The 14,196-nt window shown below is 68.5% G+C and carries 12 protein-coding genes; 6 read left to right on the top strand and 6 right to left on the bottom strand.

Annotated features, from left to right (window positions below):
• Window positions 1-84: 84 nt before the first annotated feature.
• Window positions 85-858: an SDR family NAD(P)-dependent oxidoreductase gene (locus ACI79V_RS16480; RefSeq protein ID WP_456890838.1), complete on the bottom strand. Its 774-nt coding sequence runs from the start codon at window positions 856-858 to the stop codon at window positions 85-87.
• A gap of 64 nt (window positions 859-922) precedes the next feature.
• Between ACI79V_RS16480 and ACI79V_RS16475 the strand changes: the two genes are divergently transcribed.
• Window positions 923-1,399 (top strand): MarR family winged helix-turn-helix transcriptional regulator, encoded by a 477-nt coding sequence (locus tag ACI79V_RS16475; protein WP_456890836.1) that lies wholly within the window; start codon window positions 923-925, stop codon window positions 1,397-1,399.
• A 344-nt stretch (window positions 1,400-1,743) separates the two neighbouring features.
• Here ACI79V_RS16475 and ACI79V_RS16470 read toward each other — a convergent pair whose 3' ends face one another.
• Window positions 1,744-3,360 (bottom strand): MFS transporter, encoded by a 1,617-nt coding sequence (locus ACI79V_RS16470; protein ID WP_456890834.1) that lies wholly within the window; start codon window positions 3,358-3,360, stop codon window positions 1,744-1,746.
• A gap of 893 nt (window positions 3,361-4,253) precedes the next feature.
• On the opposite strand from ACI79V_RS16470, the gene ACI79V_RS16465 reads away from it, so the two are divergent.
• Together ACI79V_RS16465 and ACI79V_RS16460 are read left to right on the top strand one after the other, a co-directional pair.
• Window positions 4,254-4,883, top strand: a complete 630-nt coding sequence (locus ACI79V_RS16465; protein WP_456890832.1) for a dihydrofolate reductase family protein — start codon at window positions 4,254-4,256, stop codon at window positions 4,881-4,883.
• A gap of 549 nt (window positions 4,884-5,432) precedes the next feature.
• Complete coding sequence (locus ACI79V_RS16460) at window positions 5,433-6,047, top strand: GyrI-like domain-containing protein (RefSeq protein WP_456890830.1); 615 nt, start codon at window positions 5,433-5,435, stop codon at window positions 6,045-6,047.
• 203 nt (window positions 6,048-6,250) lie between these two features.
• Here ACI79V_RS16460 and ACI79V_RS16455 read toward each other — a convergent pair whose 3' ends face one another.
• The gene (locus tag ACI79V_RS16455; RefSeq protein ID WP_456890828.1) at window positions 6,251-6,940 is read right to left on the bottom strand and encodes a hypothetical protein; all 690 of its coding nucleotides are present in this window, start codon (window positions 6,938-6,940) and stop codon (window positions 6,251-6,253) included.
• A 346-nt stretch (window positions 6,941-7,286) separates the two neighbouring features.
• Here ACI79V_RS16455 and ACI79V_RS16450 point away from each other — a divergent pair, with 346 nt between their 5' ends.
• Window positions 7,287-7,451: a hypothetical protein gene (locus tag ACI79V_RS16450; RefSeq protein ID WP_456890826.1), complete on the top strand. Its 165-nt coding sequence runs from the start codon at window positions 7,287-7,289 to the stop codon at window positions 7,449-7,451.
• A gap of 198 nt (window positions 7,452-7,649) precedes the next feature.
• Here ACI79V_RS16450 and ACI79V_RS16445 read toward each other — a convergent pair whose 3' ends face one another.
• On the bottom strand, window positions 7,650-8,609 hold the full coding sequence (locus ACI79V_RS16445) for an EamA family transporter (RefSeq protein WP_456890824.1): 960 nt from the start codon (window positions 8,607-8,609) through the stop codon (window positions 7,650-7,652).
• Between the two features lie 62 nt (window positions 8,610-8,671).
• Between ACI79V_RS16445 and ACI79V_RS16440 the strand changes: the two genes are divergently transcribed.
• Entirely contained in the window at window positions 8,672-9,190 is a 519-nt protein-coding gene (locus ACI79V_RS16440; protein WP_456890822.1) for an Lrp/AsnC family transcriptional regulator, read from the top strand.
• Window positions 9,191-9,948: 758 nt separating this feature from the next.
• Here the strand turns inward: ACI79V_RS16440 and ACI79V_RS16435 are convergent.
• The gene (locus ACI79V_RS16435; protein WP_456890820.1) at window positions 9,949-10,323 is read right to left on the bottom strand and encodes a winged helix-turn-helix transcriptional regulator; all 375 of its coding nucleotides are present in this window, start codon (window positions 10,321-10,323) and stop codon (window positions 9,949-9,951) included.
• Between the two features lie 168 nt (window positions 10,324-10,491).
• On the opposite strand from ACI79V_RS16435, the gene ACI79V_RS16430 reads away from it, so the two are divergent.
• Window positions 10,492-11,937, top strand: coding sequence for an MFS transporter (locus ACI79V_RS16430; RefSeq protein WP_456890818.1), 1,446 nt, complete (start codon window positions 10,492-10,494; stop codon window positions 11,935-11,937).
• A gap of 60 nt (window positions 11,938-11,997) precedes the next feature.
• Here ACI79V_RS16430 and ACI79V_RS16425 read toward each other — a convergent pair whose 3' ends face one another.
• Entirely contained in the window at window positions 11,998-13,608 is a 1,611-nt protein-coding gene (locus ACI79V_RS16425) for a hypothetical protein (protein ID WP_456890816.1), read from the bottom strand.
• Between the last annotated feature and the right edge of the window lie 588 nt (window positions 13,609-14,196).

The following is a 14,196-nucleotide window of genomic DNA, read 5'->3' as shown; positions in this document are numbered from 1 at the left end:
GGGGGGAGAGGTGGGCGGTCACCGGCGCTCGACGGGCCCGAGGCAGGCAGCGGTGCCCGCGCCATCGATCATCCGGCACGGTACTCACCGGGTGAGTTCACGCCCGCCTGCAACCGACAGTGTCTGGCCGTTGATGTGCCCGTTGGCGGCGGAGGACAGGTAGGCGACGGCGGAGGCGACGTCGTCAGGGGTGCAGATGCGTCCTGTCGGAGTGCGGGCGGACTCGGCGTCGACGGCGCGTTGCCCGAGTCTGGGGGAGGAGAGCGCCTTGTCCGTGAGTGTGAAGCCTGGTCGGACGACGTTGGTGAGGATGCCGGCGGCTGCTTCCCGGACGGCCAGCGCGCGAGCTGCGGCCTCTAGCGCGGCCTTGGAAGCCGGGTAGGCGGTCAAGCCGGGCATCGGCTGGGCGACGATGTCGCTGCTGATCAGGACCAGCCGGCCCCAGCCGACTTGTCGCATGCCCGGCAGCACCGCGTCGATCAACGCCATCGTGCCCAGGACATTCCGCTCGAGCCCGGCGGACAGCGCCGACACTTCGTCGCCTTCGAGAGGCCAATGAACGGCGTTGGCGACTAGCGCAGCGACCGGGCCAAGGGTATCGGTGACCTCCGCGACCGTCGCTCCCGCCGAGGCGGGGTCGGCCATGTCGACTCTGACCGCGACGGCGCGGCCGCCGTCCGAGGCGATGCGCGTAGCGACTGTCTCGGCAGCCGCCTGGTTGGTGTGCCAGCCCAGCGCGACGGCGGCGCCCTCCCGCGCAAGCGCCGCGGCGATGGCCGAGCCGATAGCCCCAGACGCCCCGGTGACCAGGGCAGTCCGTCCAGCAAGGCCAAGATCCATGTCGTCCTCCGTCCTCATGACCTGTTCGTTAGCCGACTATAAGTTAGCCGACCATGCTTCGTCTCGGACATATGGTCGTCCGATGCACTTTGAGGAGGCGACGCGTACCAACAGGACCTTCGTCAAGGTGGCTCGGCTCTACCGCGCCGCACAGGCGGCCCAACTGGAGCGGCTCGGGCTCCATCCCGGTCAAGACGTGCTCCTGTGGGTCCTAGGCCAAGCGCCGAACGGCCTGACCGTCAGCGACTTGGCTGACCAACTCGGGGTGGAACCGCCTACGGTCACCCGAAGTCTCATCCGACTCGAACGCGGTGACTGGTTCACCCGTGAGCCGGTCCCGGGCGATCGTCGTCGCGTCCGGCTGGTGCTGACTGAGCGCGGTCGCGGCCTCGTGCCGCACATCGCCGACGCCTGGCAGCAGGTGGCCGAGAGCGCGACGCGCGGGCTGCCCCCGGTGCTGCGCACGCAGCTCGTCGACCTCCTCGAACAGGTCCAAGTCAATCTTCAGGCGGTGGTCGATGACCCCGTCTTGGCCGGGGACGAGGAGAGCCTCGGCTGAACCGGGGGCGGTTGCACCTCCGCCGGCGTCCTGGCTGCACCCTCGCCCGGGGCACACTCCCGTCGGCTCGGCGCTGTCCGCGCCGATGCCCCCATGACCCGGTGCCCGTGCGGCTTCCCGTGGCGGCCGACCAGGCGTTCCGCCGGACACGATGTGCTGGCGGTCTCGCACGGACTGCCATGCACGCTCTGGCTTCTGCGCGAGTTGGGGTGCGGCACGGCACTCCCACTGGTCCTCGCCCGGGCCTGCACCGTACCCAGTTGTCATGGAGCTCCGGCCGCTCGGCTCGAGTCCGAGCCGAGCGGCCGGAGTGGTCGACCGTCGCGACGGTCACGACAGAGACATCACAGCCGGACAGGACTCTCACTAGCCGGTCCGGACTCCGGACTCGCCGACCCATCCAGCCGGCGCTCTGCCGTTACCTGTCCCTGGCCAGGGGCCGATGGCGACTGCCTGCCTCCGAGCAACCTGAGCACGATCATCGACAGGCCGGTCAGCAGAACGGCAGCCAACGCGGCGGTCACGCCGAGCCCGTCGGCGAAGGCCGTGCGGGCGCTGTCCTCCAGCAGGCGTCCGGTGTCCGAGGGCAGCTGCGCCGCCACATCGAGAGCTCCGGAGACGCTCCCTCGGGCCGTCTGGGCTGCACTCTCCGGCAGCGGAGGCACGGTGACGCGGCTCTGATAGACCGCTGCGGCCACGGTCCCGAGGGTCGCAATGCCGAGCGCGAGGCCCAGCTCGCCGCCGGTCTCGGCCAGAGCCGAGGCAGAACCGGCGCGCTCGGGCGGGGCCGACTCGAGTACCAGGCCCTGTCCAAGCGGCAGGCCCAGCCCGATGCCGGCGGCCAGCAGCACGTATCCGCAGACGAGCACCGCAAGCCCAGCACCTGCGGCCAGCGCCGTCCACAGCAGCAAGCCTGCCGCGGACACGACCAGCCCGGCCGCGATGACGGACACCGGTCGGAAACGGGCTGCCACCGCAGGCGCGGTCATGGCCGCGGCGATCATCACGAACGTGGAAGGCAGCTGCCACAGTCCAGCAGCCAGCGGAGACAGCCCCGCGGTCGTCTGCAGGTAGACGCTCACGAGCAAACCCATGCCTCCCATCACCATGCCGGTGACCACCCCGACAGTTACGGCGGCACTGAGGGTGCGCTCACGGAAAAGGCCCAAGTCCAGCAGCGGGTGCCGCAGTGACCGCTGCCGACGGACGAACACAGCACCGAGGGCGAGCCCGGCAGCGAGCGCGAGCCCGGGCACTGTGCCGCCCCGCACGGCGAGCTCCTTGATGCCGTACACCGCGAGAAGCACCGAGGACAGCAGCAGCAGCACGCTGGCGGAGTCCAGCGACATCGGCTCCGCGGAGGTGTCGTCACGAGGCAGCACCCGTGGTCCGACGATCAGCAACAGGACCATGACAGGCACGCCGAGGAGGAACGCCGCTCCCCACCAGAACGTGTCGAGCAGAACGCCTCCAACGACCGGGCCCAGGGCGGCGCCGCCCATGAAGCAACTCGACCAGATCGCCAGGGCCTTGGCGCGCTCGCGCGGATCGACGAACAAGCTGCCGATCAGCGCCATGGTGGACGGCATGAGCGTCGCGCCGGCGATGCCCAGGGCGGCCCGCGCGCCGATCAGCATGAGCGGGCTGGTCGAGAACGCGGCGACGACCGAGAAGACACCGAAGGCAGCGGCTCCCGCCAGCAGCAGCTTCCGGCGCCCCCATCGGTCGCCGAGAGTGCCCATCGGGATGAGGAAGCCGGCGATGAGGAAGCCGTAGATGTCCGTGATCCACAGCTGCTCGGTCGCGTCGGCACCCAGGTCCACTGCCAGCTGCGGCAGCGCGAGGTACAGAACGCTGACATCGATGGCAAGCAGCAGCGTGGGCAGTGCCAGCACCCCTAGGCCTAGCCACTCGCGGCGACCGGCGACCGCGGGCGCCTGGCTGTCTCGTGGGTTGTTCATGTCGTTCGCTCTCCTCTCGAACGGTGCAGTGCGCCCGGCAGGAGCGGAACAGCGGTGCCCCGTCCCGCTCACCAGCAGCCCCCGCTGCAGTCATGCGCACGACCCGACCGTCGCGGCCACTGAACGGCTCATGCCGGCACCACTGAGCGCAATGGCGACAGCAGATGCCAGTGAGCCGGTGCGCCATTCCTGCTCGGACACGGACCAGTCTGTTGCCGCGTCGTTCCGCCCGACTAGGTGCAGATGTACCCACTCGAGGAGCGCAGGGGGAGGCAGCTGAGCGGGCTACCGCCCGGCAGAGACGCGGGACGGTGTCAGCGGCGGAGGCCCCAAGGCTCCGGCCGGCGACACGGGCAGCAGCAGGCACGCTCTCTGGCCAGTGAGTCCGCATGGTCAGCAGCGGCTGCCGCCTGCCCCGGCCCGGGCCGCTGCTGGAGCACACACCGCACGATGGCCAGGGAGGCGAGAGCCACTCTCTCGGCGCTGTAGACGCACCGCTGCCGACGGACAGATGCGGGGACTCATCGGGCCGGTTCGTGACGTCGGTCGTCAGGGTGGCCACGGTCAGGGGCAGTGCTCCCTCGGCATGACCTTGCTTCAACCGTGGCACCGTTCGATATGCCCAGCCCTCCGGAACGTGCTAGTCCCATCCGATCGGCTTATGCGGACCGCGCATAACGACCATCCGTGGTGGGCCTTCCCTGCCACCGGCTGCCGCTGAAACCATCCGGGCATGCCGCTTGGCCGCGAGGGCGTCCTGCCGCGATCCGGATCTGTCCGGTCGGGGCACGACCCGATGAGCCAATCTCGTTTGCTGCGGGCCATGGAGCCGGCACGGCTGACCGGCCAAGCGGACCGGGCGGGGGACAAGATGCACGCGGAGGAGACCACCCATGGAACTCAGCGCCACCACCTTCGTGACCCTGGACGGCGTCTACCAGAGCCCTGGTGCCGCGGAGGAGGATCCCAGCAACGACTTCGAGCTGGGCGGCTGGCTTCCGCCGCTCTTTGACGCCGAGGTCGGGCAGTTCATGGATGAGGTCTTCGACAGGGCCGACGCCTTCCTGTTGGGTCGGAAGACGTACCAGATCATGGAGCCGTACTGGTCGAATGTGTCCGACCCCGACGACAAGGCCGCAGGAAAGCTCAACGCGTTGCCGAAGTACGTCGTCACGAGCACTCTCCAGCAGGTGTCCTGGTCCAACTCCGTTCGAGTGGACGGTGATGTGCTGGGAAGGATCGCCGAGCTCAAGCGGGAGCCTGGGCGCGAGTTGCAGATTCACGGCAGCGGGGCGCTGGCGCGTTCCCTCGTCGGGACCGGCCTCCTCGACACTTATCGTCTGCTCATCTTCCCCGTGCTACTCGGGCGCGGGTATCGGTTGTTCGAGGATGTCGCGCCCCGCACCCTGCGCCTGGTGAGTACCCGCCGCAGCGGAAGCGGGGTCATGCTGCAGACCTACCAGGTTGCCGATCAGCTCAGCTTCGGCTCGGTGTTTGACGAACAAGATGGCAAGAACATGTGACGGCATTGTCAGCGATGCCGAACCGTGTCCGCCTCCGGGCGGGGCGACTGTGCGTCGTCGATTGAGAATCTTGATGCATCGCGTACGCGTGTCGGCTGTCCGCACTGGTCTGCCGTGCGCACGTCGGCGGTGGCCGGGGTGGATGCGAGCGCATCCGCCGCTCGGGTCCTGCCGCACAACCGTCACCGCGGTGGGGTCAACGACCGAATCTGCCGCCGGAGGTGCCGAGGCCGGCCTTACGGCAGCGCGGTCCGCGGGCGCACCGATGAACTCCGCTGACTCGGTGCAGTCGTTCCACTGCCGTGATGCTCGGCGGAGCCGTACGGGAGGAAGGAGTCAAGAAGCTCAACTTCCCACGGTCACAACCAGCACTGACTCAGAGGGCGGACGGGTGAGGTGCCGTCCCGCGTCGAGTTACTCGACGCGGCATGCTCCAGCGACCGACAGTCGAGGCGCTTGTCGCCATGCCGTTCGGATGCGGCCCTGTGAGTCGGGGGCCGAGTCGGTCCAGAGCGCCGGCGCGGTAGCGGATTGGGAGGAGGCCCTCGGATGACGTACAGCCTCAAGAAGGACCGCAGTGACCTCTATGCGCCGAGACCTGAACACTTCGAGGTCGTCGATGTGCCTGAGATGGGATTCCTCATGGTCGACGGGCATGGCGACCCCAACAGGTCAGCGGCCTATCGCGCGGCGGTCGAGGCCCTGTATGCGACGTCCTATGCGGTCCGAGCCGTGGGACGGAAGGCGACGGGGAGAGTGCACACGGTGGCGCCGCTTGAGGGGCTGTGGTCAGCAGAGGACCTGAAGGTGTTCCGTACCCGCGACAAGAGTGAGTGGGATTGGACAATGATGATCGCGCAACCCGAGTGGATCACCTCTGAGATGGTCGATGACGCCCTGGCTGTTGCAGAGAAGAAACGGTTGTCGGCGCTCAAGCATGTCCGATTCAGCCGTTACGCGGAAGGCCGCAGCGCCCAGATCCTGCACGTCGGCCCGTACGACGATGAAGGACCCGTCCTTGAGCGCTTTCATCAGACATTCCTTCCTGCGAACGGATTAAAGCCGACAGGGCGCCATCACGAGATCTACCTCTCTGACGCCCGCAAAACCGAGCCCGCCAGACTAAGAACCATCCTGCGTCAGCCCGTCATGAGCGCCGACTGACCGATCGACCACCGCTCGTGACGCACAGACCGCCATCTCGAGCTGGGCCCTCGCCGGCGCCGTTCAGTGGTCGCGCAAGTGCCCGCCCGCGGCTGCGGCGGGGCGGCCGGACGGGCATGGCTTCCCAGCGAACCCGACGTAGGCCAGCACGACGCATGCGGAGACTAGGAAAGCGGTGAGCCGGGGGCCGTGTCGTCAGCAGGTCAGATGTTCAAGCGGTGAAGGTCTGCACGTCCCCACAGTTGCCCGGGTGCTGCAACACCCCGGACGCCCGAGGGCGGATTGGTCCGGAACCACCACGCCGGCAAGGACGCCAGTTGAGGATCAACTGATCGGCCGCTGGCTTGCAGGGCAGCGCAGATGGCCTCGATGCTCTGATCGATAAGCTGCAGAAAGATAGCTAGGGCCGATCGAGCCGCCCCGGCCTGGACGGTGTCACTGGCAGCATCGCCGTCCCACCAGCTTCCCGGGTAGGCGTGCTGGGCGTACGCCCGGTGGGCGACTGAGTGACGCAGCTTGACGTAGTCGGCGACCGCTTCGCTCAGCTCTCCGTTGAGCGCGCCGGTGGCGTCCGCGCCGGCGAGCAGCACAGGATTCGTCGGCGTCTTGCCACGCCAGCCCCGGTAGACGCGGATGTGCCAGGTCGCTGGGAGCAGCCCGCCGCTGGCGATGGCGAGGACGGGAACCGCGTTGGCCAGGTGGGCTGCTCCCTGCAGTTGGCGATCCAGCCCTGGTCCCTGCCACGGCTTGGCGCTCAGCGCGCTCAGCGCCCTGATGTCCACGACAAAACGCTCCCAGGCGGCCACCGCCAACAGGACGGTGATGGGATTCAGCGATCTCCGCGGCTGGTTGCCTCGCACCGGTTGCTCGTTGTGCAGTAGCAGTAGGTCCACCGCCTCCCCGAGCGCTTCTCGAGCCGACGCGCAGACGGCATAGAAGTCACTCTCTCGGCCAGCGATCGGAGTCGGGTGGACTGAGGTAGGAGTGCTACTCACGATCAAGCTGTCGGAGGGCTGGCCCCGACCTTGAGTCGTGCGCACGGCAGAGATGGATACACACCGCATGCGACGTTGGCCGCCGCCGACAGTGGCCAGCGGTGCCCTTGATGGCACACACGCCATCCACGCGTAGTCAGCGCCTCGACGTGCAACGCCCTCGCCGTCCAGCTCGAGGCCGTTGCACGGCGCTCGGCACGGTGACTTTGGGTCTCAGAACCTGCGGTGGCGCGGTGTCGATGCCATGGCTGTGCATGACTGGGACAGCATGATCGCCCAGCCCGAAATCGCCGTAGTCGGCCTCGCATTTGCCGTCTGGGCTGCTCGCGGCAATCCGGGCGAGGCGTCCACCGTCGAACAGAGCACGGCCTTCCTCAACGCCTACCAGCGCGCCATCGACACTCGGTGAACTGCCGAACAGGTCCATCATGCGTGGGCGGCTGGCCTGTGGGTCCGCCCTTTTCGACGCGAAGCAGGACGCTGTCGACGGTGGCGGACCCCAACTCGCCCTGCTGGAGAGCGAAGTGCACACGCGGATGAGATTGGCCGGTCTGCATTCCTGGTCATCGCTCATCGAGCGAGCGCCGGATCTGACTCCTCCGGCCGGTCACAGCGCCTCGGTCCTCTCGGACGGGGCCGATGCGGTGGCAGCTCGCTCACGGTGCAGGGCGACACCGGCGATGACCAGCAGGACTCCGACGACCTCTAGCACGGTGGGGACCTGGGTCAGCACGACGACGCCGATCACGGTGGCCGTGGCAGGCAGCAACGAGACCATCAGCGCGTACGTGGCCCGGGGCAGCCGCCGCATCGCGAGCTGGTCGCAGACGTAGGGGATGACGGAGGAGGACACCCCGACGCCGATCCCGGCCGCCAGGGCGACCGGGTCGGTGAAGGCGGGGGCGGCGTCGGTGATGCCGATCGGCAGGGCGATGACCGCGGCGAGCAGCATCGACAGGGCGAGACCGTCGATGCCCGGCAGCTGCTCGCTGCGCGCCACCCGGTGACCGAGCAGGACATAGACCGCGAACAGCACCGCGTTGGCCGCGGCGAAGGCGATGCCCACCGGTTCGGCCACCAGGCGCACGTCGGTCAGCAGGTACACCCCGACCACGGCCAGGACGAGGGCGGCGACGTTGCGGCGCGTGCGCACCGCCAGCGCGGCCAGGGCGATGACGGGCAGGAACTCGATGGCGGCGACCGTGCCCAGCGGTAGCCGGTCGATCGCGACGTAGAAGCAGCTGTTCATGACCGCCAGGACCGAAGCCCAGCCGACCAGCAGCCATCGGGTGCGGCGGTCGAGCCGGCGCCACGTGCGCCACGGGCGCCGCCAGATCGCGAAGACGAACGCCGCGGAGGCGATGCGCAGCCAGGCGACCCCGAGCACGTCGATCCGTGCGAAGAGCAGCACCGCGAACGCCGGCCCCAGGTAGTGGAAGACCGCACTGACCACGAAGTAGACGTGCGGCGGTACCCGGTCCCCGGATCGAGCCGCCGGGCGCCCGGGACGGTCCCCGTCGGGTGCGCCGCCCCCGCCGGTGCCCGTGTCTGCGGGAGGTGAGGTCACCGCTCTATCGTCGAAGGCCCGGACCGCAGTGACCAGGCGCGATCGAAGGCAATGGAGGCATCGTGAGCCCTGTCCGGACACCGCGACCGGCCATCGGCCTTCGAACCGGCAAGGACCTGGTCGACGAGGTCAACCGACGGGTGCTGGACGCCCTCGGCGAGGATCCACGCCTCAGTGCCGCCGAACTCGGCCGGCGCGTCGGCCTGTCCGCCCCGGCCGTGCGCGAGCGGGTCGCCCGCCTGGAGGAGGCCGGCGTCATCCGCGGGTACCGGCTCGACATCGACCCCGCTGCCCTGGGGTTGCCGGTCAGTGTCTGGGTGCGGCTACGCCCGACGCCGGGCAGCCTGCCGAAGGCCGAGCAACTAGCGCGGCAGGTCCCCGAGGTCAGCGAGTGCCACCGCATCTCTGGCGAGGACTGCCTGCTGCTCCGCGTCCACGTCCCCGCCATCGAGGCGCTCGAGGGCGTGCTCGACCAGTTCCTGCTCTACGGCCAGACCACGAGCTCGTTCATCGTCTCCACCCCGGTGCCGCCACGGTCACCTCGCCCAGGCGGCACCCTCACCCAAGAGTCGTTGCACTAATCATTCGACGGCAGTCGGCGCAGGTTAGGAGACGGTAGGTCGAACCAGCGCGTGGAGGATTTCGCGGCATTGCGGCGCCTGGCGCAGGACGGAGCCCTTTGTCGGACAGCAGCGAGCTAAGGCGCGCTTGACGACCCAGCGGGCCAATGCCGAACGGTCACGAACGTTACCGCCTGGTCACCGTAGCTCCTGTCCGTCAGTCTCCGACGGGCGTATGCACCGTGGGTTCTTTGATGTGCGGAGGTGATGTGCCCAGACGGAGGTGCTGCAGGAAGCCTTGCGATCCCGCGGTCCGGAACGCCGTGGGCTTGGTCGGGGCCGGCTTGGGTGCGGGGCTGTAGTGGTCGAACCTCGTGTCGAGGGATCCCGCTCGGCCGGTCATCGTCGGCAGCGGCCGTCGCGCACTTCGCCACGGGCGAAGTACCATGGGGCTCGTGGCACCGTACACGCCCCATCGAGTTCTTGGGCCTTTCACGTCGGCCGGCTCATCCTGAAGGGACAAACCCTTGAACCGGAGAACCCGCGTTCCGCACGACAGCAGCCAGGCACGAGCAGCCTGGTACCTGCGCGCCGAGGAACACCCGCCCTGCGAAACCGCGCCCAGTTGCCAGAAGTGCGCCCGCGCCCTCGCGGAGTGGCGAGCGCTCTGGACGGCGCACCCCTTGATGGCCGAACGGGATCCGATCGAGGCTGGAGCCCGGCGGCTCATCGAGCAGCTCTATACCGCTGGTCCCAGTCGCTGATCCACACCCATGCGCTCACGTCCGTCGGTCTGCCTCCGCGACACCACTGACATGGCCAAGCTCTCGATCGCGCGCTTCGGTGGTGTGGTCATAAGCGCGGCGGGCTGCTGCAACATCGGCCCGGTGTCGTTCAGCCCAGTCGGTGAGACCGACCAGGTGAGTGTGTAGCTCCCGGGCCATCGGGGTCGCGGCATACTCAACCTTCGGAGGCACGGTGGGGTAGACAGTGCGCTGGAGTAGGCCGTCGCGTTCGAGGTTGCGCAAGGTGAGGGTCAACATTCGGCGGCTGACACCCTCAATGGACCGCTCGAGCTGGGTGAAGCGGATCGGCCCGCGCACCGCAGCAACCAAGATCTGGACGCTCCACTTACCTCCCACCCGGTCGAGCACCTCCCGCAGCGGGCACGCCTCTTGCAGCACCTCAGCCGCGGAAGGAGCCGCTGACCCGCTGGTGGACACATCGATGTGCCTGCGTGACAAAGAAGTGCCTCCTTGTGAACGTCAAGATGGTTCCAGACGATCTCCTCTGTCACAAACCGTGCCCTGAGGAGATGCCTAGTGCCTGCCGTCGACCCCGTCCCTTGGTCACCGCCCGCCGCCCCGCAGACAGTCGAACGGCGCCGCTGGGCTGCCCTGTGGCTGCTGTGCGCCAGCCAGTTCCTCATCATCCTTGACGGCAGCATCGTCGCGGTCGCCCTGCCGGTGATCGGCGCGGACTTGGCGACGTCGGGACCGGCACTCACATGGGTGGTCAACGGTTATCTCGTGGCGCTAGGTGGGTCGCTGCTACTCGCCGGCCGCCTGGGTGACCTGCTCGGGCCCCGGAGGGTGCTCCTGGGCGGGCTAGCTACCTTCACTGCCGCCTCGTTGGCCTGCGGGCTGGCGTCCCGTATTGAGGTTCTGGTGGCCGCCCGGTTCGTCCAGGGCGTCGGTGGCGCGCTGGCCTCTGCGGTCGTCCTAGGCATGATCGTCACCCTTTATCCCGAGGCCGGGGAGCGGGGGAAAGCCCTCGCTGCATTCGGATTCGTCGGCGCTGCCGGGTCCTCGGTTGGCCTGCTCGCTGGCGGGCTGTTGACCACCGGCCTGAGCTGGCCGTGGATCTTCCTCGTCAACGTCCCGCTTGGATTGGCCGCTTTGCGTGGAGTACACCGCCTTGTGCCCGATCCGCCTGGCAGCGGTGGGCGCGCGGACCTGCTGGGTGCGCTGCTGGTCACCGGCGGGCTGATGCTCGCGGTCCTCGTTGTGCTGTCTACCGACACCAGCGCGATGACTGCTGGGTTACTGACGCTGGCCGCGGTCGGGCTGCTGGCCGGCTTTCTCGCCCGCCAGGCACGATTCGCAGCACCTCTCTTGCCACTGCGGCTGCTCACCAGCCGATCCGTCGGGCTGGGCAACCTGGTCCAAGTGCTGGTAGTGGCCGGGCTGTTCGGCTACCAGTTTCTCGGGGTGCTCTACCTGCAGCACCTGCTCGGCTATGACCCATTGCAGGCCGGGCTGGCCTACCTACCGGTACCCATGGTGATCGCCATCGTGTCCCTGGTCCTCACCGCCCGCCTGACCTCCCGGCTCGGTCTCCGACCCGTGCTCGTCGTTGGGCTGGTCTTGATCGTCGCTGGTTTGGCCCTGCTGGCCCGCATCCCCGCATCCGGCTCCTACCTGCCCGACGTGCTGCCCGCCGGCCTGCTCATCGCCGCAGGCTTTGGGCTCGCCTTCCCTTCACTTGCCGCGGTCGCCGTCGGCTCCGCGCCAGCCGGCGATGCAGGAGTCGCTTCGGGATTGTTCGCCACAACCCAGCAAGTCGGCGGAGCACTCGGTCTGGCCCTTCTCACTCGCCTGGCCACGACCAACAACGATGGGCACACCGCCGTGTCGGTGGACGGTTATCACGCAGCCTTTGGCGCGGCTGCCGGCCTTGCAGCCACCGCCCTGCTCCTGGCCCTGCCCGCCACGGCCGCTCGACAAGCAAGCGATGCCAGCTCGGGCGACGACGCACCGCAGCAATAAACGATCCGCTCCCCGCCGAGATTCAGCCGCTCAATCGTCTCTGCGCAGGGCGGCACCAGGTCACAGCACTTTGCTTAGCCCGTCCAACAACAACCAAGCCGCGCCGGCAACGGCCAGTCCGGCGACGATCAGGCCAGATGCGGTCTCCGACGACTTCCATCTCATCTTCAGCGCTGGTTTTGTCGGCACGACGTCCGCGGGCGGCGATTCTGCAAGCTGAGCCTGCGCCTTCCTTTGTAGTGGCGCGAAGGCCGCGATGGGTGCGCCGGCGAAGGCACCGGTGCCGAGGTCATAGTCAGTCGCCCACCCCTGGTAGCGGCTGCCCGCACCGATCAGCGCGCCGGTGCCGGTGCCTGCAGCAGTAGTGACAAGTAGCCAGGACACGGTCACCCCACCTACGAGACGCAGCCGTCCGCTCGGCCCGAAGAGGCTACGGCGGCTGATGACATCGGTTCCACTGCTGTCCAGCGACAGGTGCACGACGTGGGTGACGCCCGTCGGCACATCGCGGATGGCGGCCTGAACCGCTGCCGCAGCCAACGGTGGGAGTCCCTCAGCGGGTGCCGTCGTGAGGCTGGTCAGCGTGGCCGCCCAAGCGGCCCGGATCGCCGTGGCCTCCTTATCGAGCTCGCGGGCGCGTGTGACCTGCGGCCTGTCGTCTTCGCTGTAGTCGAAGAGCCGCCGCTGAAGGTTTGCCTGCGCCACCGCGAGGGCGGCGTCGACGGCCAAGGTCGCGTTGAGCGCGGTGTGTACCGGCCCTTCCTCCTGCACCAGGTGGAATCCGTCTACGACGACATCCACGGGCTGAGCGATGAGAGCGCTCGCTACCGCCGCAGTGAGGGTGCTGCTCGAGACGTCGAGTGCGCTGCTGGAGAGCGCATAGTCGGTGCGCAGGAGGCCCAATACGTCCGCGGCCGACGCTGTATATGCGGAGATCTGCTCGGTGATGGGGATGGTGCCCAGGCCGCGGCGCCGACTGGTGAAGAGCAACAGATCATCTCTGGACGCGAGAGAGTTCAGGTCCTCGTCGGTGCCTGGAGGAGTCGGCTCGAGGCCATCCAAGTCGCTGATGGCCTCAGTAACGAGGTCACTCCGCTGCCTCAACGATTGGGCGTGGTGCTGCAAGTTCCACAACACATGCGCGTACGGCCAGTCCTTGGCAACGAGATCGCGGTGCTCGACCAGCAGGAGTCGGGGCCGGCGCTGCGGCGAGGACGAGCCGGACGCTGGTGCCGGGCTGGCCTGTGAGACCTGCGCAGCGTCGGTGGGGGAGGTGTCCGGCTGCGGTGAGGGCGCGGCTGTCGGGGCGAGGTCGCGCTGCGGCGAGGACGAGCCGGACGCTGGTGCCGGGCTGGCCTGTGAGACCTGCGCAGGGTCGGTGGGGGAGGTGTCCGGCTGCGGTGAGGGCGCGGCTGTCTGAACGCCCGAGGCGTCAGAGGCTTCCGCCTGGCGTTGGCTCAACTGACCTATCTCCGCTGCCACCTGCTCCGCGGCAACCATCAGGGCCACTCGCGCTGTCCACTGCGCCAAGTGGCCCGTCCCATCGCCGACGTCGGTCTTGCCTTCCAGCGGCTTGCTCGACGCCTGTGGCAGCGCGTCCCGAGCCGCTTTCAGCACCGCAGAACGCGCCTCAGCAGCGACCTGGTCAGGATGCTTCGGCGTAGCAGTCACGGCATTCCCCTGACGCATGGACGCTTTGGCCAATCTGAGCGGTGACGGCAGCGACGCGTCGCCGCTTACCCGCGGCGGTCACGCTAGAGCAGCGTCGCTGCATGAGCCAGGCTGTTGGGAACCGCCCGAAAAGCGAAACTTGAGCGCCGCGCCAAGCCTCGACTGCTGCTCGGTGGACGATCGAGCGCCCACACAGGAAAGTTCAAACGTGGTCGACGCCATCACGTCCACATCAACGGGCTCCCGTTGAGGGTCCCACGACCCTGCCTCCGACGGTCAGAGTCCCCGCGCACCCCAGAAGCCGCCTTCGTCGATAGCTCCCGGTTCCGTCGACCGCTGCCGACGAGCGCTGTCGCCGAAAGCGGCGATCCCTCCGGGACTCCGGCCGGGTCAGCACCGACCCCTGGCACCGATCGGCACGATCCGCGCCCGCGCCGGCGACTGCCGCCCCTCGACCCCATCACCCGGCACCACGTACCGCGCCGAGACGCACACGCGCACGTCGACGTCGAAGAGCCTCGGCGCAGCGCCTCGAGCCCCCGACTGACAGGGCTCACCCGTTGCTCCGATGGTGTCGTCAGTCTGGGA

The sequence above is a fragment of the Geodermatophilus sp. SYSU D00700 genome (assembly GCF_054050255.1).
The sequence above is the reverse complement of the archived record's forward strand: the minus strand, read 5'-3'. Positions and strand labels throughout refer to the sequence as shown.

Coding starts and splice junctions, on each gene's coding strand:
- ACI79V_RS16475 (WP_456890836.1), top strand. CDS start 923: ATGCACTTTGAGGAGGCGACGCGTACCAACAGGACCTTCGTCAAGGTG.
- ACI79V_RS16460 (WP_456890830.1), top strand. CDS start 5,433: ATGACGTACAGCCTCAAGAAGGACCGCAGTGACCTCTATGCGCCGAGA.
- ACI79V_RS16450 (WP_456890826.1), top strand. CDS start 7,287: ATGGCTGTGCATGACTGGGACAGCATGATCGCCCAGCCCGAAATCGCC.
- ACI79V_RS16480 (WP_456890838.1), bottom strand. CDS start 858: ATGAGGACGGAGGACGACATGGATCTTGGCCTTGCTGGACGGACTGCC.
- ACI79V_RS16470 (WP_456890834.1), bottom strand. CDS start 3,360: ATGAACAACCCACGAGACAGCCAGGCGCCCGCGGTCGCCGGTCGCCGC.
- ACI79V_RS16465 (WP_456890832.1), top strand. CDS start 4,254: ATGGAACTCAGCGCCACCACCTTCGTGACCCTGGACGGCGTCTACCAG.